Source organism: Methylosinus sp. R-45379, assembly GCF_001644125.1.
GTDB lineage: Bacteria > Pseudomonadota > Alphaproteobacteria > Rhizobiales > Beijerinckiaceae > Methylosinus.
This window is the reverse complement of sequence record NZ_LUUM01000113.1, coordinates 35,702-60,873: the sequence shown is the minus strand read 5'-3', so window position 1 is coordinate 60,873 and position 25,172 is coordinate 35,702. Positions and strand designations below refer to the sequence as shown.

Sequence of the window (25,172 nt, the reverse complement as noted above, 5' to 3'; positions counted from 1 at the left end):
TATTCTCCCCGCTTCGAAGGAGAATCGCCTTGTCACGTCAAGCGCCGCCGGAAGACTTCACGCCGCTCGAGGGAGGCGTCGCCGCGCGCGCCGCTGCGCTCGCCGGACGCGGGCGCTTTCTCGAGGCGCTCAACCCCGAGCAGCGCGCCGCCGTCGAGACCATCGACGGCCCGCTGCTGGTGCTCGCCGGCGCCGGCACAGGCAAGACGCGCGTGCTGACGACGCGCATCGCGCACATACTCTCGAGCGGACGGGCGCGGCCTTGGGAAATCCTCGCCGTCACCTTCACCAACAAGGCCGCGCGCGAGATGCGCGAGCGCATCGAGAGCTTGGCCGGCCCCGGCGCCGAGGCGCTGCAGTGGCTCGGCACATTTCACGCGATCAGCGCGAAAATCCTGCGCCGCCATGCAGAGCTGGCGGGGCTCAAATCCAATTTCACCATTCTCGACACCGACGATCAGATCCGCCTGCTCAAGCAGGTTCTGCAGGCCGAGAACATAGACGACAAGCGCTGGCCGCCGCGCGGCCTCGCGCATCAGATCGACGCCTGGAAGAACCGCGGCCTCTCGCCGGATCAGGTCCCCCTCGGCGAGGCGCAGAGCTTCGGCGACGGCAAGGGCAAGAAGCTCTATGCGCTCTATCAGGAGCGCTTGAAGGTGCTGAACGCCGTCGATTTCGGCGATCTTCTGCTCGAGACTCTGCGGCTCTTTCGCGAGAACGCCGATGTGCTCGACGAATATCGCCAGCGCTTCAAATATATTCTCGTCGACGAATATCAGGACACCAACACAGCGCAATATCTCTGGCTGCGCCTCATCGCGCAGGGGCGGCACAATGTCTGCTGCGTCGGTGACGACGATCAGAGCGTGTACGGTTGGCGCGGCGCCGAGGTGGAGAATATTCTGCGCTTCGAGAAGGATTTTCCCGGCGCGAAAATCGTGCGGCTCGAGCGCAATTATCGCTCCACGGGGCATATTCTCGCGGCGGCCTCGCATCTCATCGCGCGCAATGAAGGGCGGCTCGGCAAGACGCTGTTCACCGAAGGCGCCGATGGCGAGAAGCCCAGCGTCACCGGCGTCTGGGACAGCGAGGAGGAAGCGCGCGCGATCGGCGAAGATATCGAGCAATTGCAGCGCAAGGGGCATAATCTCGAGGAGATCGCCATTCTCGTGCGCGCGTCTTTCCAGATGCGCGAGTTCGAGGAGCGCTTCATCACGCTCGGCCTGCCCTATCGCGTGATCGGCGGCCCGCGCTTCTATGAGCGGCTGGAGATACGCGACGCGCTCGCCTATCTGCGCTGCGTCGCGCAGCCTTTCGACGATCTCGCCTTCGAGCGCATCGTCAACACGCCCAAGCGCGGATTGGGCGACGCCACGCTGCAGGTGCTGCACGAATATTCACGCCGCGAGAGCGCGCCGCTGATGCAGGCGGCGCGCGTCATCGTCGAGACAGAGGAGCTGAAGCCCAAGCCGCGCGCGACGCTGCGCGCGCTGATCGCCGATTTCGATCGCTGGCGCAGCCTCATCGAGACCATGCCGCAGAACGAGCTCGCCGAGACGGTGCTGGACGAATCCGGCTACACGCAAATGTGGCGCGACGACAAGACGCCCGAGGCCGCGGGCCGACTGGAGAATTTGAAGGAGCTGGTGCGCGCCATGGAGGAATTCCCCGATCTTTCGGGCTTCCTCGAGCATGTGTCGCTGGTGATGGAGACGGACGAGGCCGCCGATCAGCGGCGCGTGTCGATCATGACGCTGCATGGCGCCAAGGGGCTCGAGTTCGAGACCGTCTATCTGCCCGGCTGGGAGGAAGGCCTGTTTCCGCATCAGCGCTCGCTGGACGACAATGGCCGCGCCGGATTGGAAGAGGAGCGCCGCCTCGCCTATGTGGGAATCACGCGCGCCAAGCGACGGCTGAAAATTTTCTTCGCGACAAATCGGCGCATTCACGGCCTGTGGCAAACCACTCTGCCCTCGCGTTTTCTCGACGATCTGCCGGCGGCCAATGTCGAGGTGAGAGAAGCCTCCGGCGGCTCGCAATATGGCTCATACGGCGTGTCGCGCTTCGCCAATATGGACAGCTATGGCTCGAGCTATTCGACGCCGGGCTGGAAGCGCGCGCAAGCCGCGCGCGAGAGCGGCGGAAGCAAGCCTGCGTCACGCCGCGCGCCGCCGATGATAGAAGGCGAGGTGCTGGCGAAATCCTCCACGAGCGCGCGCTTCACGATCGGCGTGCGCGTGTTTCACCAGAAGTTCGGGCCGGGCACGGTGGTCAATGTCGAAGGCGCCAAGCTGCAGGTCGATTTCGACAAGGCCGGACGCAAGATGGTGCTGGAGAGCTTTGTCCAGCGCGGATAATCACGCAGGCTCGGCGCGCCGTCCATGTGGCGGCGGGCGTTTACAATTCGTAACCGAGCCGTATATGATTGCCGCATTGTGTCAACAGAAAGCGGATTGATCATGATGTGTGTCGAGCCGCCGCTCGTGAAGAGCGCCTGACCTTCGGACGCGAAGCCGCATCGACGTCTCATTCGTCGAAATATTCGGCCGCGCCATTTCGAGCTGCAATCATCATCGCAACCGGCGCGGCCTTCGCATCGGAGCGTGTAATCTTGTCTTCGTCTCATTTCAGCAGTCGAGGTTTCTCATGGCGTCGTTTCCAGATATGGATAATGCTGTCGCACACGTTTCCCTGCGCCACGCGCGCGGCTGGGGGGTGGTGAACACGCACCCGCACCGGGAACGTCTCGCCATCGAAAATCTGATGCGTCAGCAATTCCACGTCTATTGCCCCTTCATGCTCGAGCGCGTCCGCCATGCGCGTCGCACGCGAGAGGTCTCGCGGCCGTTGTTTCCCGGCTATGTTTTCGTGGAGCTCGCGTCCGACACGCGCTGGACGCCGATCTGCTCGACCTTCGGCGTGAGAACGCTGGTGCGCTCCGGCGAGAACCCGAGCATGCTCCCGAGCGATTTCGTCGAGGATTTGAAAATAAGAGAAGTCGACGGCGTGATCGTCGCGCCGTCGCGCCGCTTCGAGATCGGCCAGAAAGTGCGCATCGCCGGCGGCGCCTTTCAAGACTTCGTCGCCACGGTCATCGACATGGACGAGCGCGATCGCATCATCGTGCTGATGGAATTGCTCAGCCGTCCGGTGAAGGTCAAATTGACCTCGGAACAAGTCGCCGCCTGCTAGAGATCGGAAGCGAGCGCCGCGAGATTCTACAGCGGCGCGGCGCGGCAAGCGGGCACGCCCATGGCGATGAGCGCTTCGCCGGACAGCATTTTGGCCTTGTCGAAATCCGTGCTGTCCAGCGCGCCCGATCGCATGACCCACTCGCGCACGCGCGGGGGGTAGAAGGCGAGCATCTCGAGCGAGCCGAGACTGTCGGGGCGCGGATCATCGGGCAGATGCGCGGCGTGGAACCAGAATTGCGCGCCGGGCTCCACGCAGACATTGCGCAGGCCGAGAAAGATCGTGCAGGCGGAAGCGCAAACGCCGCGAATGGCTTTCGGCGCGCCGCGCGCGTCGAGCCGGCGCGCCTCATCGATATAGGCGCGCAGATTGCCGCCGGCGTCACGCGGCGTCGCCAGCGGCGCGCCCTGACATCCGGCGAGCATGAGAGCGAGCGCCACAGATCCGCGCCGCGCGCTCATAGCTCGTGGACGAGCTCCGTTCGCCGCGACGCATGCTCGTCGCGGCGCGCGGCGCGGCTCGACTTTTTGCAGATGACGGCGCAGCACATCGCGAAGACGGCGGCGAGCGCCGAGGTTCGCATTGGATAGTCGATCGTCGAATGCGCGAATAGCAGCCCGACGACGATGAGAGCGGCGAAACGCTCTTTTCTCAGCGTCGCATCACTCTCGCGGAAATTGCGCAAAGCGGCGATCAGCGTCGCGGCAAGCCAGCAGAGGACGAGCAGAATGCCGACGAGCCCGAGCTCCATCGCCAATTCGAGAATGTCATTGTGCGCGTGATTGACGATCGCCGGGACGATCATGCTCGTCGGCTCGAACAGCGGATAGACGCGATCGAATGTGCCGAGGCCGGAGCCGAGCGGGAAGAACGCCTGCATCGTCTCGAAGGAGATGCGAAACACCTTCCAGCGCGCATCGGCGGCGATATCCGCGCCCATGAAGCGATCGATGATTTGCGTGAGCCCGAAATAGGGCGCCAGCAGGCCGGTGACGATGAGCGCCGGCGCGATGACGAAATAGATCGCCGCCTTGCCGGCTCTCGCGCCGCCGAGCCGGTCGCCGAGAATGAGCGCATAGGTGAGCGCGGCCGAGACGAGGCCGAATAGCAGAGCCGAGCGCGAGCCCGTCATCATGAGGCCGAGCGTGAAAAGCATGAGCAGCGCGAACACCGCCAGCACGCCATAGGCGGAACGCCGCGACAAATATCGCTCCAGCGCATAGGCGGCGAGCGGCGTCAGCGAATAGAGAAAGGCCGCCGTGTGATTTCTGTTGACGAAAAGGCCGACGTCGACGCCGCTGTGGAATCGAAGCGCGCTTTTTTGGCCCTGCACGATCTGCATCACCTCGAGCAGGACGGTCGCGACGCCGATGCATGTGGCGAGCAGCATCAGGCGCCGCCGCTCATCGGCGTGGCAGGACAAGACGCCGAGAAAAATGGCGATCGGCGCGGTCAGAGCGAGAAGGCTGATCGACGTCGCCCATGGCGCGACGGAAAGGCCGAGCCATGGCGGAGAAAGCTCGGCGATGCGATAGGTGTCGGCGACGGCGTCACGCCCCGGCAGCATGTTCCAAACCGAGGGCGCGAGCGGAACGAGCTGCAGCAGCGGAACGGCGACGATGACGCCGAGCAGGGCCGCGATCCAACCGCGGCCCGCGAGGCTCCTGCCTATGTCCGGCAAGACCAGCGCCAGCAGCGGAAGCGCCGCGAGCTGCACCACGACATCCGAGACGCCGCCCTTTTGCGTCGCGCCGCCGAAGATCAGCGACGCCGCTATGGCGGCGCCGCAGAGCATCTCGGTCTTGCGCATGAGCGACCCGCGCTCGCGTCAATTGCTCAAGGCTTGCAGCAGCAGAAGCGCGGCGTTGCGCTGCTGCTCGTCGTTGTTGTTGCCCGTGTTGGAGACGCCGACTCCGACGCCCACGCCCACGATGATCGCGGCGAAGCCGCCGGCGACATAAGGCCCCGGATCGAAAGATCTCTCCTGGCCGACGGTCTCGGGATTGGACGAGACGCGCTTCGCGCAAATCGCGCCGTCGTTTTCGGCGATCGTCACCATCGCGCCCGCGTCGGCGCGCACCGCCAGCTTATCGCCGAGCATTATGCTCGCGGAGCCTTCGCGCACGAGAATGCGATCGCCGGGCGACAATGACGCAGCGTCGCGCAGCTCCGTGAACGAGCCGCCGCGCGACAGAAGCACGCCGCCCTTCACATTCGTCAGGCGCGCTTCGCCGACGGCGCAGACGTTGCGGCGCTGATTCGGCTGTGAGCCGACGGCCGCGCTCTCGGCGTAAGCCATTTGCGCGCAGCAGCCGAAAATGGCGATCGTCGCTAAAATTCTCTTCATTGAAACCCCCGATAAGCCAAATCGCCCGAGCGGAGCGTGATTCGACGCTAGCATTCGCGCTATCGCCGGTCTATTTGCGGTCATGCACGATGGCGCCTGCCGAATTGCTCGATCTAGACGCGCTCGCGAGACTTTCGACTGCGAGATTCACGTAGTCGGCGCTGCCGCCGACATCGGCGTCGGAGGCGATTCGCACCGGAATCTCGAGCTTGAGCCATTGCGCATCGCAGCCTTCGCTCGGCACGGTGAACTCGACGCGAAACGCGCGCAGCGGAGTGGTCTTCTTCAATAGCCGCGTCGTCGCCAGCGTCTGCGACGTATTCGCCGCGCAATAGATTCGCCAGCGCAGCCCCAGCTCATTGTCGAGATCGTCGGTTCTGGCGGCGCCGGAGAAGGCGTATCTTCCGGGCGCGAGCATGAGCATATGCGCCACATTGGAGAAAGCGACGCGCGCGCCGTAGAATTCGACGCTCAGCGTCTTGCGCCCCTCCTCCTCCGCCACCGCGATCGTCGCGCCGCTCGTCGGCGCGAATGTCCAATCGAAGGGGAGATTGGAGACCGGATATTGAAAGCGCTCATTGTAGAGCAGCCCGAGCTGGGCGAGCCGCTCCTGCGGCAGATGCGCGAGCCAGGCCGCATAGGCTTCGTCATAGAGACCGTCGCGCAGCAGCCGTGCGAGAAGCACGCTCATCTCCGCATCGGAAGGGCGCGCTTTTGACGTCTGCAGCCGGCCGAAGAGACGAAGCATCACATTCGGATCTTTGATGAGGGGCGCCAGCTCGGCGACAATGACGGCGCGCCAGGGCGGAGCCGCCGCCAGCTGCCGAAAGAAACGGTCCTCCACCGCCGCACCGGAGCTCAGCATCGCCTGCAAGGACGGCGCGAGCTGTTGCGCCAGCGACGGACGCGCACGCAGCAACGTGTCCAGCTCGTCCAGCGCCTCGAGCAGCCGTCCATTGGCGAGCGCGCTGTCATAGAGCCAGGCGTGCGCGACGAGATCGATCGGCAGATGCGCGGCGGCGAGGCGCAGAATTCGCTCGGCGCGCTCCGCATCGCCGAGCTGCGCCACCGCTTTGCCATAGAGCGACAAGGCGCCGGGCGCGAGTGGATCGACGGCCAGCAGCCGCGCCGCGATCGACCGCGCCCTCTCGGCGCGCCGATCATCGTTCGGCGCCAGCTCGCGCTGAGCGAGCTGGATGAGCGTTGTCGGATCGGCCGCATCGAAGACGAGCGCCGCGCGCGGATCATGCGGCGCCAGCAGGGCGGAGAGCCCATGGCAGACGATGCGCCAGGCGAGAAAGGCGATCACGAGATAGGCGAGGACGTGTCGAGGCTCCAGCCGGCCGAGGCCGCGGGCGACGCTCTCCGCGCCGAAAATGATCGATCGCTTCATCGAAGGCGGCGCTCTCGCTGCGCCCGCGGCGCATCGCGGGCGTCGCCGACATAGCGCGCAGAAGGCCGAGCGATCTATCCGGTCTTGTCCGTAGTGGCGGGACTCAGCGCTTCGTCGCGAGCCCGGCCGTGGCCTTGGGCGCCTGCGCCGCGGCGTGGCCGCGCTCCAGCGGAACGAGCCTGTAGCCCTCCTGCTGCGTGAGCCAAGAGAGATAGGCGACGCCCTTGCTCTCGACGAGCAGCGGGTGGTCCGACGCTTCCGCCGTTTGCGCCAGCGCGCGCGGCGCGTCGAAGCTCTTGCCGCCGTCGCGCGAGCTCTGCGCGAGGATCGTCGTCAGCGTTCCGTCGAACTCCTTCCAGGCGCGGTAGAGCTTGCCGCCGCTGACGAGCAGTTGCGGACGCTGCGGCGCGCGCTCGGCGTCGCCGATGCGCTCGGGCTCGGAGAAGCTCTTTCCGCCATCCTCGCTGCGCGCATAGAACAGGCCCTGACGCGTCTTGCCGCGCGTGAACCATGCGATGTGCCAGCGCCCGGCGGCGTCGATCGCCATCGCCGGCCCTTGATGCGGGCAGGTGGTCGCCCAATCGTCGAGGCTGACGCGCGAGCCGGTGAGCGTCTTGCCGTCGGCGGAGAGCTTGGCGGCGATATGGTCGCGGCGATTATTCTCGAACACATGCCGCCACATGAAGACGGGCTGGCCGTCGCGATCGAGCGCGGCGCCGATGCGGCAGCATTCGCAGCTGTGATCGAGCAGAATGCTCTTGCCGGAAAAGCTCTTGCCGCCATCGTCGGACCAGGCGACCGCTATGCCGCTGCCCTCGAAGCTCTCGCCGGCGGCCTTCGCTTTGGCGGCGTCGCGCTTGTCGAGCCAAGCGGCGTAGAGGCGCCCTTTGGGGCCGACGATGAAGGTCTCGAAGCGCTGGCCCTTGTCGTCGACGAGCGGCTGCGGCGGCGCGAAGCTCTTGCCCTCGTCGGTCGAGCGCGTGACGAAGACCGTGCCCTCATAGCTCTTCTCGGGCCGCGTGGTGAAGCTCGCCACCAGAGTCCCATCGGCGAGAGCGACGATCTTGGGCCGCGCCTCGCCATTGTCGTCCAGCGTTCCGGCCGGCGCCGCGATGACGAAGGGCGGCGCGAAGCTCTTGCCATTGTCGCTGGAAACCGCGCCATAGACCTTGCCGGCGACAGAATAGGTCAGCCACAGCCGCCCATCGGCGCCGAAGGAGGGCGTCGCGCTGACCGCGCATTTGGGCAGCGGATCGGCGCAGGCCGGCGGCGCGGCATGGGCCATATGGCCCATTTTCTCGCCGCGGCCGGCTTTTTCCTCTGCGGCTCCCTTCTCCTGCGCGAGAGCGCTCGAAGCGGCGACCAAGGCGAGGGCGAGCGCGGCGGGTTTCATGGCGGTGTCTTTCTCAGCGGAAGTGGAATGTCTCTCGACGGACGGAAAGCCCGCCATCCCCGCGTCAGTGAAAGTTGAATCTCTGCGAGCCCTCGAAGGAGCCGCCGGGCGGCGGCGGGGCGATCAGGCCGGAGAGAATCTTGCGGACGATCTCCGCATGTTTCGGGCTGCTCGACTGGGCGATCGTCACCTGATCCACCTTACCGGCGGCGTCGATGTGGAAACTCGCCGTCGCCGAGCCGGGACCGGCGGGACTCGCCGTCGGCGTGCGCTTGGCGATCTCGCTATAGAGCAGGCCGAGGAACTTGCTCTGGGAGAGGCCGGAGGGAGCCGACGCCGCCGGGGCGGTGGCTGCAGGCGCCGCCAGTGCGCCGGGCTTATCCGTCTCCGTCGCCAGAGCGCCGGCGGCGGGAAGAGCGAGGAGAAGAACGAGCGTCGCGCGTTTCATCATGGGTCCGCATTTGGTTTTGCGCGGCGGCGACAGGGCCGCCGCGCGGGGTCCGCATCAGTGGAAGTTGAATTCCTGCACCGCGGAGAAGGAGCCGCCGGGCGGCGACACGGTGTGAACCGCGGCGAGGATTTGATTGACGACGGGCTCGAGCGCCGGATTGGAGGCGCTCTGCACCTTGTGCGACACGATGCGGCCGCCGGCGCCGACCGTGAAGGCGACATGGATCGAGCCGGTCTGCGCGTCGGAGGCCTTCGGCGTGTGGCGCTTGATCTCGGCGGCGAGCAGCTTGACATAGGCCTGCTTGGAGAGGGCGGGCTTCGCCTTCTCGGCCTGCTTCTTGTCCTTGCTCTTGTCCGCGTCCTTGCTCTTTTCCTTGTCGGCGGCCTTTTGCGGCTTGGCCTTGTGCTCGGCTTCCGTGGCCTTGTGCTCGGCCACTGCGGGAGCAGGAGCCGCGGCGGGAGCAGGCGCGGCGGCGGATTCGGCCGCAGCAGGAGCCGCCGCTTCGCCCTCGACCGCGAGGGCGGAGCCGGAGACGAGCCCGGCGATCATCAATATCGCTATTCTTTTCATTGAACGTCCCTCGATCTTTTTTTGCGCTCAGTTGAAGTGAAAACTCTGGGAGGCGACAAAGGCCCCGTTGGGCGGCGGCGGCGCGCGGAGCGATTCGATGATGCGCCGCGCCAGGGTCGCGTGAGCGGGCGATGAGCCCGAGGCGGCGATGATCGTAATGCCGCCGCTTTTCCCGACGAGGAATTTACAAAACGCACCGCCGCGGCCGATGGTCGCTCGATGCGGCGTGTGACGACGGATCGCCTGCGCCAGCAGCGATTTGTACATGCGATCCGCCGCCGAAGGCGACGCATTCGCCGCCGACTCCACGGGAGCGCGTGGCTTTGCGGCGGCGTCTGCTGCGGCGAGGACGGAGACGGAAATCAGACCGGCGATCGTCAGCGACGACAATCTCATTTCGCGTCTCTCGATCTTTTCGTCGCCTCAGTTGGCGTGGAAGTGGAAGCTCTGACTTGCGACGAACGATCCGCCGGGAGGCGGCGGCGCATGGACCGAGCCCAATATTCGCCGCGCGAGAGCGGCATGGGCGGGGGACGAGCCGGAGACCGAGATGCTGGTGATGCCGCCGCCGGAGGTCACATGGAAGGTGCATTGCGCCGTGCCTTCGCCGAGCCCTGCTGTGCCAGGCGTATGGCTGCGGATCGCCGCCGCGAGCAGCGCCTTATAGGCGCTCTGCGACATGCCATTGCTCTGTGACTGCCCTTCCGGCGCGCCCAACCGGCGCTGGGCGACGGCCTCGCGCTTCTTGTCGCGGTCGACGTCCTTCTTCTTCTCGACGATCTTCTTCTTTTTCTCGACGATCTCTTTCTGCTGCGGCAGCGACGGCGCATCGGGCGCCATCACTTGCGGCGGCGGAATGGCGAGATCGGGCTGCTCGATCTCCTCGGGCGGCGGCGGCTCTTCCTCCGCAGCGCTCACTTCCTGCGCTTCGAAGAAATCGCCCTGCGGAATGAGCTCCATGCTGACCGAGTCGAGGCTGGCGATGCTCGGGACCGCCAGTTTCAGCAGAAGCCAGCCGATCGCCGCATGGGCAACGATGACGCCTGCGAAGCTCGCCGGCCGCAGCCAGGCGGGCGTGACGGGCGGCGGGGCGCCCAGGGACGTCCCGTCATGCTCGAAAGAGGAGAGGATCGCATCCGTCATTTCGCCGCCCCTCCCGCGGGAACCGCCGCCGCAGGAACCGGGCTCGTTGCGGCGGGCTTCGCTCCAGCCGCCGTCGCGGCTGCGGCCGGCGTCGCCGCGCCCTTCGGCCGCGAGTCGGTGAGTATGGCGATGTGGGTGATGCCATTGGTCGCCAATTTGTCCATCACGGCGATCACCTCGCCGTAATTGGCCTCCTTGTCGCCACGAACATGAACGATGCGGCTCGTGTCGGAGCCCATCATCGCCTTGATGCCGTCGACGAGCGCCTCGGGGGAGACCTCATCGGCGCCGAGCGCCACCTTGCCGTCCTTGGAGACGGCGACGACGATCGGCTCCTTGGGATTGAGCGGCTGCGCCGCCTTGGACTGCGGGAGATTGACCTTCATGCCCTTGGCGAGCAGAGGCGCCGTCACCATGAAGATGATGAGCAGCACCAGCATGACGTCGACGAGCGGCGTCACATTTATCTCGGCGAGCGGCTGATAGAGGCTGTCGCCATTCTTGAAGCGCGTCGGAAGTCCGGCCATCACGCGGCCTCCCGCTTTCTGGCCGTGACAATGTGGCCGCTGGTGGCGTCGAGCGCCTTATCCTCGACATAATGGGCGACCTGCTGGCCGGCGCGCGCGAAAGCCGCGCCGATACGGTTATAGCCGACCGAGGCGGGGATGGCGGCCGCGAGGCCATAGGCGGTGGCGGCCAGCGCCTCGGCGATGCCCGGCGCGACCACCGCGAGGCTGGTGTCCTGCGATTGGGCGATGCCAGCGAAGCTGGTCATAATGCCCCACACCGTGCCGAACAGGCCGACGAAGGGCGCGACAGAGGAGATGACGGCGAGATTGGGCAGACCGCCTTCCGCCTTGGTCATCAGCTCGCGGCCGACGCGGCTCATGATCTCGGCGACGCGCTCGCGCTTCTCGCCGATGGACTCGCCGGGAAGATCGAAGGAGGCGGCGTGCTCGCCCGCGACCTCGATCGGCGCGAGCAGGCCGGCCGGCCCACCCGAGCGCGCAGCGCGCGCCGATTTGCCGATGCGCACGACGGCGACGACGCCCTCGACGATCAGCACCCAGGTCCAGACCGACGCCAGCAGCAGGACGGCCATGACCACCTTGCCCACCGGGCCGGCGTTCATGAACATGGTGACAGGAGAAATTGAGCCGTAATCCATAGGACGCACTCGCGCTTGGGGTTCCTCGATCTCGCGACGCCGCCGCGGATCAGCAGATTGTTGTTGCTTATGATTTTGTTCGTCCGACGGCGATGTCTCGCTCTCTCGAAAGGAGGGGGGCGCCGTCGAAGCCCTGCTTCGTCGATCCCGCGCCGCTCGCCGCGGAATCGGTCTGTCGTCAGATCAGAGCGACGAAATCGGCGGGCGGCGCGCGCGCGCCATTGACCGCCTGCGATAGGGCGAAAGACGGCTGCGCGGCGGCATAGGCTCGATAGACGGCGGGCCGCGCCGCGGTCTCACGGCGCAAGGCGCCAAAAATACGGCCAGGAAGAACCGCCGGACCAGAATGCGCGGCGAGGCAACAGGGGCAGTTCGCCCCTTTCTTGATCGGCCTGTCCGGCGTTCCGACATCCGCGTCGGCGAGCGCGTCATGACACATGGCGCGAGCGGCCTGATCGCCCGCGTGGACGGCGGCGCTCGAAAGACGATGCGGCGCGCCAGAAACGAGGAGGGCGAAAACGAGCGCGCAAACAGCGGCGATCGCGCAGATCGCGCGCATTTCTCTGCGCTGTCCCCCCGTGTGTGACATAAATGTCTCTTAACGGATTTTTTAACTTCTGACAATCTGCGGGGTCTTGGATTTATTTGGCGAAGCGCGCTAATTCGCAGCTGGTTTATCGATAGAGTTAACGCGCGCGATGGCGGCGGTCGCAAAGCTCCTCTTCCTTCTCGCCCTGCTGGGCCAGGCGCTGACAGCGCCTCTCGGCGGCATGCGCGCGCATGGCGAGTCGGCCCGCCTCTGCCTCGTCGCCCATGTCGAGGGGAACGACGCGGCCGAGGAGTTCGGCAAGCAGGCTCCCAAGAGCGACCAATCCCATCGGCATGGCGCCTGCGCCTTCTGCGAGCTCGGCGCCGGCGCGCCGCCGCTTCTGACCACTATGGCGTGGGTGGCGACGCAGCCTCCTCGCGCGCACGCCGCCGGCGCCTTCGTCGCATTTGCCGGAGCGCCCTTCTCGCGCGATGACGACAATGCGCCGACCCGCGCGCCGCCTCCCTTCTCCTGACGCGACAAAGCCGCGGCGCAAAAAGCGCCGCAATTCGACGCGCGCCCTCGAAGAGAGGGCGTCAGGGAAGGACATCACAAATGTATCGCCACCATCTGCTGCGCGGCGTTTCCGCCGGCGCTCTCTTCGTCGTCTGCTCCGCCGCCATTCTCCCGGCCCGCGCCCAGGAGTCGCTGCCGACGATCGATATCAGCGGCGAGGGACAGCCCGCGCAGTCACGCCGGCCGGCGCCGACCTCCGTGTGGTCGCCGACTCTGCCCGACGGCAAGCCGGCCTTCGTGCAGAAGTTCGCTCTGCCGAACACTGTCGCCAGCGTCACCCGCAAGCAGATCGACGAGACGATCAACGTCATCGACACGGAAGACGTGGTCAAATATCTGCCGAGCCTGTTCGTCCGCAAACGCAACAGTGGCGACACGCAGGCCGTGCTGCAGACGCGCACCTGGGGCGTCGCGTCCAGCGCCCGCTCGCTCGTCTATGCCGACGATCTGCTGCTCACCGCTCTCATCGGCAATGACAACAGCATCGGCGCCCCGCGCTGGGGCCTCGTCGCGCCGGAGGAGATCGAGCGCGTCGACATGCTCTATGGGCCGTTCTCGGCGCAATATCCGGGCAATTCGATGGGCGGCGTGCTGCAGATCACCACGCGCATGCCCGACAGACTGGAAGTCACCGCCAAGCAGACCGTCTCGCTGCAGGACTTCTCGCTCTATGGAACGAGCAAGCTGTTCCACACCGAGGTGACGAGCGCCACCGTCGGCGACAAGATCGGCGATTTCTCCTGGTTCCTCACCGGCAATTACGCTCACGGCACCACGCAGCCGCTGACTTATGTGACGTCCAGCAGCCTCTATGGCTGGCCGGGCGCCTTTTTCGGCAACACCAAATTCGGCGGGCCGGCCACCGTTCTCGGCTCCTCCGGCAATCTCGAGAACGATCAGGTCAACGCCAAGCTGAAATTGGCCTATGACTTCACGCCGACTCTGCGCGCGACCTACACGCTCGGCTTCTGGAGCAATGACGGAACCTCGATTCCGCAATCCTATGTCTCCGGCGGGCTGCAGGCCTTCGGCGCGGCGAGTGGAACGGGCAGCATCGGCTCCTCGGCGATGCAGAGCTTCGGCAGCGGCTATTACCGCGTGCAGGAGAAGATGCTCACCAATGCTCTGGCGGTGAAATCCAACACGGGCGGACCCTTCGATTTCGAAGTCTCCGCCTCGCATTTCACCTATCTGCAATCCGATCAGCGCTCGCCCTATACGGCGGCGCCGGTGGGCTATTCCTCGACCGGCAAGGATGTCCGTTACAACGGCACCTATTGGACGCTGCTCGACCTCAAGGGCATTCTGCGGCCGGACGGCGTGCTCGCCGGGCACGACATCAGCTTCGGCCTGCATGGGGATCAGTTCCATCTGAACAATCCCACCTGGCTCACAACCAATTGGACGAGCGGCATGGCCTCGTCCTATGGCGTCGCGGCCTCGATCGGCAATGGCACGACGCGCACTCAGGCTCTGTGGGCGCAGGACGCGTGGAGGATCTCGAAAGAGTTCAAATTCACCGTCGGCGGCCGCTGGGAGCATTGGGTCGCGTCGGACGGCTATAATCAGTCGCTCGGCTCCATCAACGCCAATGGCTTCGGGTCGACGGCGACGGCGGCGAGCATGCTGCCGATCTATCAGCCGACGCTCTATCACACGCGCTTCTCTCCCAAAGGCTCGCTGCAATGGACGCCGGACGAGGATTGGACGGTCACCGGCTCGATCGGCCTCGCCAATCGCTTCCCGACCGCCAAGGAGCTCTATAATCTGACGACGATCCCGGGCGCGACGGGAACGGTGGTCAATCCCAACCCCAATCTGCGGCCGGAAGTGGCGCTCAGCAAGGAGCTCGCGGTCGAGCGCAAGATCGGCGCGGACGGCTCGGTGCGCGTGTCGCTGTTCGACGAGGAAGTGCGCGACGCGATCATCTCGCAGAGCACTTTCGTCACCGGGCAGAATTTCACGGCCTCGCAGACTACCAATGTCGATCGCGTCCGCAACAGCGGCGTCGAGCTCGCGGCGCGCAAGGACAATGTCGTCATCAAGGGACTCGAGCTCGTCGGCAGCGTGACCTATCTCAACGCTCGCGTCATCTCCGACAGCAAATGGGCGCCTTCGGGCGGCACGAACTACGACAATTGGGCGCTCTCGGTCGCCGGCAAGCGTGTGCCCAATGTGCCGGATTGGCGCGCCACCATGGAGGCGACCTATCGGCCCGACGATCATTGGGCCTTCACCGTCGCCGCCCGCTATCAGGGCCAGATGTGGACGACGCTCGCCAATAACGACATCGCTCATGGCGTCTATCAGAGCTTCGACCGCTTCTTCGTCGTCGACACGAAGATCCACTACAAGTGGAACAAGCACATCAGCTTCGACTTCGGCATCGACAACATCGGCAATTACAAATACTTCCTGTTCCATCCCTTCCCGCAGCGCACCTACACGATGTCGGCCAAATATGAGTTCGGGCGCGACAAGGGCGAGCGCGGAATATTCTTCGAGGGAGACGAGCCGCCGCTGTTCGACGTGTCGTTTGTGAGATGATCGGACGAGGCGATCCGGGTTCTTCTCGGATCGCCTCGCGACGCAGCGAGCCCTCGGGCTCGCTTTTTTATTCGACGACGCGGCTCGGCGTGCGCATCGTCACCAGCTCTTCGGCGAGCGTCGGATGCAGCGCCATTGTCGCGTCGAAATCGGCCTTGCGCGCGCCGAGCCGCAGCGCGATGGCGAGCAGCTGCGCCATCTCACCCGCCTCCGGTCCCAGTATATGCACGCCGACGACGAGATCGCTGGCGGCGTCGACCAAAATCTTCATGAAGACTTTTTCCGCGCGCTTCGACAGCGTCGCGCGCATCGGCCGAAAGCTCGTCTCGAAGACATTCAGCCGACCGTATTTCGCATGCGCCTCGGCCTCGCCGAGGCCGACGGTTCCGATCTCCGGCGTGGTGAACACGGCCGTCGGCACCAGATCGTGACTGACGCGGACATCCTTGCCGCCGAACACAGTGTCCGCGAAAGCATGGCCCTCGCGAATGGCGACGGGCGTCAGATTAATGCGATCCGTCACATCGCCGACGGCGTAAATGGACGCAATATTGGTGCGCGAATAATCATCGACGATGATCGCGCCGCTCTCCTTCATCGCGACGCCCACCGCCTCGAGCCCCAAGCCCTGCGTCAGCGGCGCGCGGCCGGTCGCCAGCAGAGCGGCGTCTATGTCGAGACGCGCGCCATTCTGCAGCGTCGCGACGAGTCCCCCGACCGTCTTCTCGAGCTTGGTGGGCAGAGCGCCGCGGTGAATCTCTATGCCCGCATTGACGAGCCCCTCGTCGAGCAGACGTCGCAAATTCTCGTCGAAGCCGCGCAAGGGCAGATCGGCGCGCAGCGACAAATGGACCTTGGAGCCGAGCCGCGCGAAAACGCTGGCGAATTCCACGGCGATATAGCCGCCGCCGACGACGAGCAGGCTCTTCGGCAGTTCCGGCAGATCGAAAATCTCATTGGATGAGATAGCCAGCTCAAGGCCCGGAATGTCCGGCCGCAGCGTCGGCGCGCCGCCGGTGGCGACCAGAATATAACGCGTCGAGACGCGCTTGCCGCCGGCGAATGACACTTCATTCGGCCCGGCGATCACCCCGCGCTCGCGAATGACCTCCACGCCGGCCTTCTCGAGATTTTGCGCATAGAGGCCGGAAAGGCGGGTGATCTCCGCCTCCTTGGCGGCGACCAGCGCCTTCCAGTCGAACGCCACTTCGCCGACGCGCCAGCCGAAGCCGGCGGCGTCCTCGAAATCATCGTGGAAGCGGCTCGCCATCACATAGAGCTTTTTCGGCACGCAGCCGCGGATCACGCAGGTTCCGCCGATGCGGAACTCCTCGCATATCGCGACTTTCGCGCCATAGCCGGCGGCGATGCGCGCCGCGCGAACGCCGCCCGAGCCTGCGCCGATGACGACGAGATCATAATCATGCTCTGCCATTTCGAACCCCGGAATCTGCGACCCGAGGGCGAACGGCCCGCACGGGTCCCGCCAGAGCTCGCCCGCTCCAGATTTCTCCGTTCATGGGGCGGCTAGAGCTCGTGGCCCTTCTTGCGCATCTCTTCGCGCACGCGCGTCATCATGTCGACGGAAATCTTCTGCGACCACGCCTGCATGGCGACGAACATGTCGCTCATCAGCACCGGCTGCATGCCGACATATTTGCGACCCGAGGCGCTTTTGAAGAAAGCGGCGACATCCTCGAGCTCCTTGGGCGAGAAACGCTGCGTGTAGAGCTGCGCGGCGCTGTCGACCATCTCCTCGACCTTTTTGTCGAATTCTGGCCGCACGGCGGCGAGCACGAGATTGAGGTCCGGCACCATTTCGGGCCGCGTGCGCGTCACCGAAAGGGCGATCTGCTCGAGATATTGCGGAATGATGAGCCGGAAAGACGAGGCGACGCCAGATTCGACGAGAACCGCTCGCGCCAGCGCCAGCTGCGCCGGCGTGGCCGCGACCGTGGGAGCCGAGGCGATGGGCGGCGAGACGGCCGCCGCAGGGGCGGCGCCCGGCCGCTGCTCGGCGGCGATGGCGGCGGTCGCCAGAATGAGCGCGGCGAAACCGATCGTCAGACGAAAAATCACTCGGGACATCTCCTCGTGAAACCAATTCGGCGGCGTGCGTCGCTCGGTTACGCCGCGCCCAGCCGGCCCAGCGTCGAGACGCCGTCGCGGCCGGCGACGACCACCGCCGTGGCGAGGCCGATGAACAAACCGTGCTCGACGACGCCGGGAATGGCGGAGAGGCGATCGGCCAGCGCGTCGGGATCGGAAATCGCGCTGAATGCGCAATCGAGGATCAAATGGCCGCCGTCGGTGACGAAAACATGGCCGTCAGGCTTCAGCCGCGGGCCGACGGTCCCGATTAGGCCGAGATCGCGCGCTGCGCGCTCGACATGCAGCCGCGTCGCCTTCGCGCCGAAAGGATCGATCTCGACCGGCAGCGGAAAGGCGCCCAGAGTCTCGACCCGCTTCGATTCGTCGGTGATGACGATGAAGCGTTTCGACGCTGCAGCGACGATTTTTTCGCGCAGCAGCGCGCCGCCGCCGCCCTTGATGAGGCGCATTTTCGCGTCGAACTCATCGGCGCCGTCGACGGTGAGGTCCAGCTCCGGCGCCTCCTCCAGCGTCGCCAGCGGCACGCCCAGCGCGGCGGCCTGCGCGCGCGTGCGCTCTGACGTGGGAACGCAGAGCACGTCGAGCCCCGCTTTCACCTTTGCGCCGAGCAGATCGACGAAATGCGCCGCTGTGGAGCCCGTGCCGAGCCCGAGCCGCATTCCTGGCGCGACGGCCTCGAGGGCCACGGCGGCCGCCTGTCGTTTCAGCTCATCGGCGGAAGGGGCGGGCATGGGCGGCGTCCTCTGTCGGTCGATAGGGAGAAAAGGCCGGATAGTCGTTTCGTCGGCCGAAAGCAACGGCGGGGCGGCCGGCTATTCCTCAAAGGCGGAGGGTGAGGCGCCTCACCCGCCGATCTCCTCCCGCTTGATCTCCAGCTCTAGCCAGCTTTCCTCGGCGGCGGCGAGTTCTTCCTCCACTTTCGCGAGGAGCTTGCCGGCTTCGGCGAATTTCGCCGGATCGCGCGCATAGAGGCCGGGATCGTCGAGAAACTTCTGCAGCTTCTCCCTCTTGCCGCGCAATTCCTCCATTTTCGCCGGCAGCGTCGTCAGCGCATGCTGCTCGGCGAAGGAGAGGCGCGGCTTGGCGGCGGCCTTCGGCCTCGGCGCGCCGGCTGCTTTCGGCTTCTCCTCGCGCGGGGCCGCGGCGGCGCTTCTGGCCTGAACGCCCTCGCCGCGCTGCGTCACCATGTCGGAATAGCCGCCGGCATATTCGAGCCAGCGGCCATTGCCCTCCGACATCAGCACCGAAGTGGCGACGCGATCGAGAAAATCGCGATCATGGCTGACGACGATCAGCGTGCCCGGATAATCGGCGAGCATCTCCTCCAAGAGATCGAGCGTCTCGAGATCGAGATCATTGGTCGGCTCGTCCAGCACCAGAAGATTGGAAGGCTGCGCCAGCGCGCGGGCGAGCAGCAGCCGCCCGCGCTCGCCGCCCGAGAGACGGCCGATCGGCGTCCGCGCCTGCTCCGGGCCGAACAAGAAGTCCCTCATATAGCCGATGATATGCTTGCGCTGGCCGTTGATCTCGACGAAATCCGAGCCGCCGCCGGTCAGCGCATCCTTCAATGTCGTCTGCGGATCGAGGCTGGCGCGGCTCTGGTCCAGCGTCGCCATCTCGACCGAAGCGCCGATCCGCACATGGCCGCCGTCGGGCGCCAGCGTCCCCGTCACCAGCTTGACCAGCGTGGTCTTGCCGGCGCCATTGGCGCCCACTATTCCGAGCCGATCGCCGCGCATCACCCGCGTCGAGAAATTGTCGACGATCACGCGCTCGCCGAAAGACTTGGAAATTCCGCGCGCTTCGACGACCAGCGCGCCGGAGGCCTGCGCCTCGGCGACATCGAGCTTGATATCGCCCACCGGCCCGACGTGCCGGCGCCGCGTCGCGCGCATCTCGTGGAGGTCCGACAACCGCTTCTGATTGCGCTTGCGCCGGCCGGTCACGCCATAGCGCACCCAATGCTCCTCGGCGACGATCTTGCGGTCGATCTTGTGCTGCTGCTTTTCCTCTTCCTCGAACTCGCGGTCGCGCCAGGCCTCGAAATCCTTGAAGCCGCGCGACAAATACCGCGTCCGCCCGCGGTCGAGCCAGACCGTGGAGCGCGTCAGATCCTGCAGGAAGCGGCGATCATGGCTGATGACGACGATCGCCGAGCGCAGCCCGGCGAGCCGCTCCTCGAGCCAGAGAATCGCCGGCAGATCGAGATGGTTGGTCGGCTCGTCCAGCAGCAGCACGTCCGGCTCCGGAGCGAGCGCGCGGGCGAGCGCCGCCCGCCTCCCCTCGCCGCCCGAGATGCTGCGCGGATTTTCCTCGCCGGTGAGGCCGAGCTCGAGCAGCAGCGCCTTGGCGATATAGGGATCGTCGGTCGGGCCGAGGCCGGCGACCACATAATCGAGCGTCGATTCGAATTTCGAGAGATCGGGCTCCTGCGGCAGATAGCGCAGGCTCGCGCCCGGCTGCAGGAAGCGGGCGCCGGAATCCGCCTCCACCTCGCCGGCGGCGATGCGCAGCAGGGTCGATTTGCCCGAGCCATTGCGGCCGACGAGACATAGCCGCTCGCCGGGCGAGACGGAAAGATCGGCCGATTCGAAAAGCGGCTTGCCGCCGAGCGTCAGCCCGACATTCTGGAGCGTCAAAAGGGGTGGCGGGGCCATGGGGTCCGATATGTCCGCGCCGGCGGGACGAGGCCGGCTCCGCGTCTTTTATCGCACTCGCCCCATAACGCCAGCCCGGCTCAATGGCTCTCCGCCAATGTCGATGCCGCGCGCAGGAAGCGCGAGGGGTCGACCGGCTCGCCATCCACCCGCACCTCGTAGTGCAGATGCGGCCCGGTGGAGCGGCCCGTCGAGCCCAGCCGCCCGACCGTCTCGCCCGGAGCGACCTCCTGGCCGACGGAAACGGTGATGGCCGAGAGATGCGCATAGCGCGTGGCGAGGCCGGAGCCATGGTCGATCTCGACCATCTGCCCATAGCCGCCGCTCGGCCCGGCGTTGACGACGACGCCGCCCGCCGTGGCGCGCACGGGCGAGCCGTAATCATCGCGCAGATCGACGCCCGTATGCAGCGCCGCCCGTCCGAAGAAAGGATCGGTGCGATAGCCGAAGTTGGAGGTGGTTTCCGGCACTCCGGCGAGCGGCTTGCGCAGCGGCACGCTGGGCAGCGCGCTGCGCAGCCCCTCGAGCGTGGTGGCGGCCGTCTCGGCGGCGCCGAGCTCGCGCTCGAAGAGATCGCTGCGCTCGGCCGGCACGAAAGGACCGCCGGCAAAGGTCTCGGCCTGCGCCTTGGAGGCGCGGCCCTTGGGAAGAAAGCGCTCGATCGGCAGGCCGGCGACATCGAAAGCGCGCCGTAGCCGCGCCGTAGCCGCCCGAATCGGCTCGACCAGCCGACCGAGCCGTTGGGTCTGCTCGCGCTCGGCCTGATTGAGCGAGGCCTCCAAATGCTCGAGGCGCGACTGCATCGGCAGGTCGGCTTCCGCCGCGAGCCGGGGTGATTCGCTCGGGGGCGAAAGCTGGGCGGAGGCGCCGCTGCGCTCGGCCGCCGGCTTGGCCGGCGCGTCCTCCTCGCGTCGCAGCCGCAGCTCGAGACCCTCCGGCTGCGGCTTGTCGAAACCGGCGAAAGGCTCCGGCCGCTCCTCGGGCGCGGGCGCATAGGCGCTGGCGCCGGAGGGCAGTCCCACAGCCGGCGCGGCGACAGGAGGCGCGCGCCTTTGCGCGGTCACAGGAGGAGACGCGACGTCCTTGGAGGCGACGCCTTCGACGAGCCGCGCCACCAGCGCCGCCCGCGTCTCCAGCTTGGCCTGGCGGGCGACCAGCGTCTGCACCTTGCTCTCGACATCGCCCTGAGCGAGGAACTGCCGGCTCGTCGCCTGATCGAGCCGCAGCCGCATGGCGGCCAGGCGATCCTCATAGACGTAGCGCATCTGCGTCTGGCGATCGACCAGCTCGGCGAGCATGTCGTCGCGAAAAGCGAGATAAGCGGCCGCGCAAGGGGCGAGCAGCCCCGCCCCGAGCAGAACGAGACCCGCCACGACGAGCGTCGGGGTCGACAGCTCCAGCCGCCGCCGCCGCGCGGCGAGCGAGAATTCGACGACGAAGGGAAGCCGCTTTTGTCGCGGTCTGTGATCGTTGGCTTTCGGCATGCGCATGTTCCAGAGGGCCGCCCCGGCGCGCGAGCCGCGAGCGCGCGAAAGGGAGGCCGGCGGCCTGTTACACCTCATTAAGGTTAACGATCGGCAAATCTGCGCCGTCTGCCGATCGTTAACCTTCGCGCCTCGAGCGAGGCTGGGCGAAAGGATCGCGTTTCGAGCCTTGATCGCCGAGGCGAACGCGTGCTATTGGGCGCTTCGCCGCGAGCGGGGCAAGTCCCCGCTTTCGCCTCCGGAGAGGTGGCTGAGTGGTTGAAAGCACCGCACTCGAAATGCGGCATACGGGCAACCGTATCGGGGGTTCAAATCCCTCCCTCTCCGCCAATCTCTGGCTTTAAATGCGCGTTAACAGAGAATTGCTCAGAACTCGGGGCTTTGCCACCGTCCGCTTCTCTACAGCGGCGCCATAGAATGGCGCCCAGAATGATGGCGTCGAGGTCGGGTGCGGGCACGTATCGGAGCGGTGATAAGGGCGCGGAGCAGGCTGCCGGCGGGGGGGCGGCGGCAAGCGGTTGAAACCGGCTCGCTTTCGCCGAAACCGCAAAGAATCTTTGATGTATATCTCAACTGTATCGCGCGCGCCCATAAGTTTTTGAAGTCGTTGAATGCGCACGAGAGAATCTCTGCGTTCAATCCTCTCTTGCGGCGCCATTTCGACGCTCGGCCATGCCGAAGAGCGTCGATCCACATGCGCAATCCCTAGCGAAGCGCCGCTTGCGCGAGATAGGCCTTCCAGCTCGCTGGGGTGACGACCTCTTCATAACGGCGCGCCTGGCCGGGATCCATGAATTCGATCATAAAGCAGCCGTCGACCCAGACTTCGACGAGCTGAAACAACCCATTGCCGCGGTCGCAACGACGCGCCGGCCAGCCTGCCGCCTGCGCGATGGCGAGGACCTCCTCGGCCGATTTCGCCACCGCAATCGCCAAATGCACCTCGGAAAGCCGGCTCGAGACAGAGGACGGACGCCAGTTTCCCTGCTCGTCGTCAAAGTGGAGCGTGCGGCCGCGCGGCACGATCTCGAGCTCGATCGCGCCGTCTTTCGACCACGCCATGAAGGCGTCGGCGCCGGCGGGCGGAAAGGGCAGAGCCTCGCCGCCCATGATGTCGGCGAGGACCTCGGCGGCGGTCTTGGGATCATCGGCCGGAATGCTGGCGTGAACGAGCTTCATGTCTCACTCCTCTCTTCTTCGATTGGAAACGGCGCATCGTCGGACGGACCGCGTCGACCGAGCAGCACGGCCAGCGCCTCGCCGGCCGCGCGTCCGGCCTCGACGCCGTCGAGCCCCCAAAAATCCCTGAGCGCCGCCCAGGCATAGGCGCTGTCGATCAGCTGCGCCACGGCGGCGCGGCGGCGCATCGCCTGCGGCTCCATCCCGGGAAGAGCGTCGGCGACGCAGGCGAGCATCGCTTCCTGCCGCTCCGCGTTGGAGCGCAGGCGGACCTCGAGGCCCGCCTCGGAAAAGGCGGAAGCGCGCACCAGCTGCGCGTTTTCGTCGAAGCGTGGAAACAAGCGGCCGGGCGTCGCGACCAGATCGTCCGCGGTTCGCGGAAAGCCCTTCGACAACACCCGCTGCTGCAGCCGCGGCCACACCGCCTCGATCAGATCATCGCGCGTCTTGAAGTGGCGGTAGACGGTGCGGTGGGTCACCCCGGCGCCTGCGGCGACGGCGGCGATGGTCACCGGCTCCGCGCCAGTCTTCGCCATCAGCTCGATCGCCGCGTCGAGAATGCGCTCTCGCGTCATCGCCTTATAGGCGCCGCGAACGGGAGTCATAGCTTGTGCTGTCATGTCATACTGTGTGACACATCAGTCGCCGCCAGTCAATCCCGGCGCGCGACGCCGGCGGCGCCCGTCTCTCGACAGCGCGCCTACTCGCCTTCCGACGGAGTTCGGAGGCCCAAGATGACCCGGGAAGAATTCGAAGCTCCGCTCGGGGCCGCGACGCCACCGGCCCTCGACCCCGCGCCTACCCCAAGAATCCCGTGCACAAATCATGGGAGGCGCTGGCCGCCGAGAGCTGGAGCAGCTTTACAGGCGTGCTATACAAGCCCCTAGGACGGCGTGCGTAAGTATTTTATATTATTTGCATAGCGCAATGCGCGATATCGCGTCTATCGTGAAAGAAGGGTTCGCATTTCCCGCTTCGACGCGCCCAGAAATTCAGCGCCGCTGGCGGTCCGGCCTCTGAAAATGGAACGCCCATGCTTCATTCGTCGATTCGCGCGCTCGCTGTCGCTCTTCTCTTCTGCCTCTCTTGCGGCGTCGCCGCGGCGCGTGCGCCGCTGGTGCTGTTCACGGATTTCGGAACGGCGGACGGCGCCGTCGCCGCGATGAAAGGCGTCGCCTATTCCATCTCGCAGGATCTTCTGGTCGCCGATCTCAGCCATGAGGATCCTGGAAGCGTATTCGCCGGCGCCTATCGTCTCTATCAGGCGGAGCCCTATTGGCCGAAAGGCTCCGTGTTCGTCGCCGTCGTCGATCCCGGCGTCGGAACGGGACGGCTGGCCATTGCGCTCGAGACGCTGAGCGGCCGCTTTTTCCTCGCGCCCAACAATGGGCTGCTGACATTGGTCGCCGAGCGCGAGGGCGTGAAGGAAGTGCGCGAGATCGACGAGAGCGTGAACCGCAGGCCCGGCTCCGAGCAATCCCACACATTTCACGGCCGCGATATTTTCGCCTATGCCGGCGCGCGTCTGGCGGCGGGCGCGCAGAGCTTCGAGCAGATCGGGCGCAAGCTGCCGCCGGAAGCGCTGGTCACGATTTCCTATCGCGCGGCGGAACGCAAAGGCGATGCGGTCAGCGGAATCATTCCCGTGCTCGACGCGCATTTCGGCAATGTATGGTCGAACATTCCGAAAACCCTGTTCGACGAATTGAAAATCTCGCTGGGTGAGACGGTGCGTCTGCGCATTCGCCATGGCGATCGGCTCGTCGCCGATCTCGACGCGCCCTATGAGCGCACATTCGGCGACGTTCCGCAGGGACGCCCGCTCGTTTACGTCAACAGCCTCTTCGACATGGCCGTCGCGCTCAATCTCGGCGATTTCGCCAAGAGCTATGGCGTCGACTCCGGCCTCGACTGGACGATCGAGCTTTCGCGCGCCGAGCTCGCACAAGCGCCCCGAGACGCAGCTGTTGTCAACAGGCGCAGCCCGTAACGCCGCCGGCGCATGATTGCGCGCCTTCGGTGGCGTAGCCGTCGCGCTTCCACCAGTCGAGACCGCCGATCAGCTCTTTGACGCGAAACCCCAGTCGGGCGAGATTCAAAGCGCCTTTGGTGGATGCGTTGCAGCCGACGCCGTCGCAATAGGTCACATAGAGGATATCGCGACGAAGATGCATCGTCGTCTCCGCGGTCATCGTCCGATGCGGAAAGCCGATGGCGCCGGGAATGTGCTCTTTTTCATAGGCCTCGGGCGAGCGCGCGTCGATGATGACGACCTCCTCCTCACATGCGCGAAGGTCCCAGGAGTCGATCTCATATTCGAGCTTTGCCGCATAATGGGCGATCCGCGCCGCGTCGATTTTCGATTCCTCGGCCATTCGAGTCGCTTCTCTGCTCTGGTGACGGCAATTCATTTTCGATCGAGGAAAATTCG

25 protein-coding genes and 1 tRNA gene are annotated in these 25,172 nt (G+C 65.9%); 6 read left to right on the top strand and 20 right to left on the bottom strand.

Features of this window, described 5'->3' with window-relative positions; translation table 11 throughout:
- Positions 1–29 precede the first annotated feature (29 nt).
- Positions 30–2,357 (top strand): ATP-dependent helicase, encoded by a 2,328-nt coding sequence (locus A1351_RS05940; RefSeq protein WP_064032494.1) that lies wholly within the window; start codon positions 30–32, stop codon positions 2,355–2,357.
- A 289-nt stretch (positions 2,358–2,646) separates the two neighbouring features.
- Positions 2,647–3,192: a transcription termination/antitermination protein NusG gene (locus tag A1351_RS05935; RefSeq protein WP_198162233.1), complete on the top strand. Its 546-nt coding sequence runs from the start codon at positions 2,647–2,649 to the stop codon at positions 3,190–3,192.
- A 26-nt stretch (positions 3,193–3,218) separates the two neighbouring features.
- On the opposite strand, the gene A1351_RS05930 is transcribed toward A1351_RS05935, so the two are convergent.
- From A1351_RS05930 to A1351_RS05875, 12 genes are all read right to left on the bottom strand, one after another.
- Complete coding sequence (locus A1351_RS05930) at positions 3,219–3,632, bottom strand: hypothetical protein (RefSeq protein ID WP_245291585.1); 414 nt, start codon at positions 3,630–3,632, stop codon at positions 3,219–3,221.
- 17 nt (positions 3,633–3,649) lie between these two features.
- Positions 3,650–5,002 (bottom strand): O-antigen ligase, encoded by a 1,353-nt coding sequence (locus A1351_RS05925; protein WP_064032492.1) that lies wholly within the window; start codon positions 5,000–5,002, stop codon positions 3,650–3,652.
- A gap of 18 nt (positions 5,003–5,020) precedes the next feature.
- The gene (locus tag A1351_RS05920) at positions 5,021–5,539 is read right to left on the bottom strand and encodes a hypothetical protein (protein ID WP_026599625.1); all 519 of its coding nucleotides are present in this window, start codon (positions 5,537–5,539) and stop codon (positions 5,021–5,023) included.
- Between the two features lie 70 nt (positions 5,540–5,609).
- Positions 5,610–6,932, bottom strand: coding sequence for a hypothetical protein (locus tag A1351_RS05915; RefSeq protein WP_064032491.1), 1,323 nt, complete (start codon positions 6,930–6,932; stop codon positions 5,610–5,612).
- 103 nt (positions 6,933–7,035) lie between these two features.
- On the bottom strand, positions 7,036–8,325 hold the full coding sequence (locus A1351_RS05910) for a sialidase family protein (RefSeq protein ID WP_024881451.1): 1,290 nt from the start codon (positions 8,323–8,325) through the stop codon (positions 7,036–7,038).
- Between the two features lie 64 nt (positions 8,326–8,389).
- Positions 8,390–8,776 carry an energy transducer TonB gene (locus A1351_RS05905; RefSeq protein ID WP_245267419.1) on the bottom strand — a complete coding sequence of 129 codons (387 nt, stop codon included), beginning with the start codon at positions 8,774–8,776 and terminating at the stop codon, positions 8,390–8,392.
- A 54-nt stretch (positions 8,777–8,830) separates the two neighbouring features.
- On the bottom strand, positions 8,831–9,346 hold the full coding sequence (locus A1351_RS05900; RefSeq protein ID WP_024881453.1) for a hypothetical protein: 516 nt from the start codon (positions 9,344–9,346) through the stop codon (positions 8,831–8,833).
- Between the two features lie 27 nt (positions 9,347–9,373).
- Positions 9,374–9,742, bottom strand: a complete 369-nt coding sequence (locus A1351_RS05895) for a hypothetical protein (RefSeq protein WP_024881454.1) — start codon at positions 9,740–9,742, stop codon at positions 9,374–9,376.
- Between the two features lie 27 nt (positions 9,743–9,769).
- Positions 9,770–10,489 carry a hypothetical protein gene (locus A1351_RS05890; protein ID WP_064032490.1) on the bottom strand — a complete coding sequence of 240 codons (720 nt, stop codon included), beginning with the start codon at positions 10,487–10,489 and terminating at the stop codon, positions 9,770–9,772.
- On the bottom strand, positions 10,486–11,016 hold the full coding sequence (locus A1351_RS05885; RefSeq protein ID WP_024881456.1) for a biopolymer transporter ExbD: 531 nt from the start codon (positions 11,014–11,016) through the stop codon (positions 10,486–10,488). The genes A1351_RS05890 and A1351_RS05885 overlap by 4 nt, the downstream gene beginning before the upstream one ends.
- On the bottom strand, positions 11,016–11,657 hold the full coding sequence (locus A1351_RS05880) for a MotA/TolQ/ExbB proton channel family protein (RefSeq protein WP_024881457.1): 642 nt from the start codon (positions 11,655–11,657) through the stop codon (positions 11,016–11,018). Before A1351_RS05880 ends, A1351_RS05885 begins: the two co-directional genes overlap by 1 nt.
- Positions 11,658–11,835: 178 nt before the next feature.
- A complete protein-coding gene (locus A1351_RS05875; protein ID WP_051465462.1) occupies positions 11,836–12,216 on the bottom strand; it encodes a hypothetical protein in 381 nt (126 codons plus the stop codon).
- 139 nt (positions 12,217–12,355) lie between these two features.
- Between A1351_RS05875 and A1351_RS05870 the strand changes: the two genes are divergently transcribed.
- On the top strand, positions 12,356–12,721 hold the full coding sequence (locus A1351_RS05870) for a DUF2946 family protein (RefSeq protein WP_024881459.1): 366 nt from the start codon (positions 12,356–12,358) through the stop codon (positions 12,719–12,721).
- Between the two features lie 80 nt (positions 12,722–12,801).
- Complete coding sequence (locus A1351_RS05865) at positions 12,802–15,309, top strand: TonB-dependent receptor (protein ID WP_064032489.1); 2,508 nt, start codon at positions 12,802–12,804, stop codon at positions 15,307–15,309.
- A 67-nt stretch (positions 15,310–15,376) separates the two neighbouring features.
- Here the strand turns inward: A1351_RS05865 and gor are convergent, their stop codons facing one another.
- The 5 genes from gor to A1351_RS05840 form a co-directional block, all read right to left on the bottom strand.
- Positions 15,377–16,744, bottom strand: a complete 1,368-nt coding sequence (gene gor / locus A1351_RS05860; protein ID WP_064032488.1) for a glutathione-disulfide reductase — start codon at positions 16,742–16,744, stop codon at positions 15,377–15,379.
- Positions 16,745–16,836: 92 nt separating this feature from the next.
- Positions 16,837–17,397 carry a DUF2059 domain-containing protein gene (locus tag A1351_RS05855; protein ID WP_024881462.1) on the bottom strand — a complete coding sequence of 187 codons (561 nt, stop codon included), beginning with the start codon at positions 17,395–17,397 and terminating at the stop codon, positions 16,837–16,839.
- A gap of 38 nt (positions 17,398–17,435) precedes the next feature.
- The gene (gene rpiA / locus A1351_RS05850) at positions 17,436–18,152 is read right to left on the bottom strand and encodes a ribose-5-phosphate isomerase RpiA (protein WP_064032487.1); all 717 of its coding nucleotides are present in this window, start codon (positions 18,150–18,152) and stop codon (positions 17,436–17,438) included.
- 111 nt (positions 18,153–18,263) lie between these two features.
- Positions 18,264–20,078: an ABC-F family ATP-binding cassette domain-containing protein gene (locus A1351_RS05845; protein WP_064032486.1), complete on the bottom strand. Its 1,815-nt coding sequence runs from the start codon at positions 20,076–20,078 to the stop codon at positions 18,264–18,266.
- An 80-nt stretch (positions 20,079–20,158) separates the two neighbouring features.
- Positions 20,159–21,562 (bottom strand): M23 family metallopeptidase, encoded by a 1,404-nt coding sequence (locus A1351_RS05840; RefSeq protein WP_198162232.1) that lies wholly within the window; start codon positions 21,560–21,562, stop codon positions 20,159–20,161.
- A gap of 240 nt (positions 21,563–21,802) precedes the next feature.
- Here A1351_RS05840 and A1351_RS05835 point away from each other — a divergent pair.
- Positions 21,803–21,892, top strand: a tRNA-Ser gene (locus tag A1351_RS05835).
- 375 nt (positions 21,893–22,267) lie between these two features.
- Here the strand turns inward: A1351_RS05835 and A1351_RS05830 are convergent.
- Positions 22,268–22,741, bottom strand: a complete 474-nt coding sequence (locus A1351_RS05830; RefSeq protein ID WP_024881467.1) for a hypothetical protein — start codon at positions 22,739–22,741, stop codon at positions 22,268–22,270.
- Positions 22,738–23,346 carry a TetR/AcrR family transcriptional regulator gene (locus tag A1351_RS05825; protein WP_245291584.1) on the bottom strand — a complete coding sequence of 203 codons (609 nt, stop codon included), beginning with the start codon at positions 23,344–23,346 and terminating at the stop codon, positions 22,738–22,740. Before A1351_RS05825 ends, A1351_RS05830 begins: the two co-directional genes overlap by 4 nt.
- Before the next feature lie 428 nt (positions 23,347–23,774).
- On the opposite strand from A1351_RS05825, the gene A1351_RS05820 reads away from it, so the two are divergent.
- Complete coding sequence (locus A1351_RS05820) at positions 23,775–24,731, top strand: S-adenosyl-l-methionine hydroxide adenosyltransferase family protein (protein WP_051465465.1); 957 nt, start codon at positions 23,775–23,777, stop codon at positions 24,729–24,731.
- On the opposite strand, the gene A1351_RS05815 is transcribed toward A1351_RS05820, so the two are convergent.
- Positions 24,712–25,116 (bottom strand): rhodanese-like domain-containing protein, encoded by a 405-nt coding sequence (locus A1351_RS05815; protein ID WP_036309047.1) that lies wholly within the window; start codon positions 25,114–25,116, stop codon positions 24,712–24,714. The two genes, A1351_RS05820 and A1351_RS05815, sit on opposite strands and share 20 nt — an antisense overlap.
- Between the last annotated feature and the right edge of the window lie 56 nt (positions 25,117–25,172).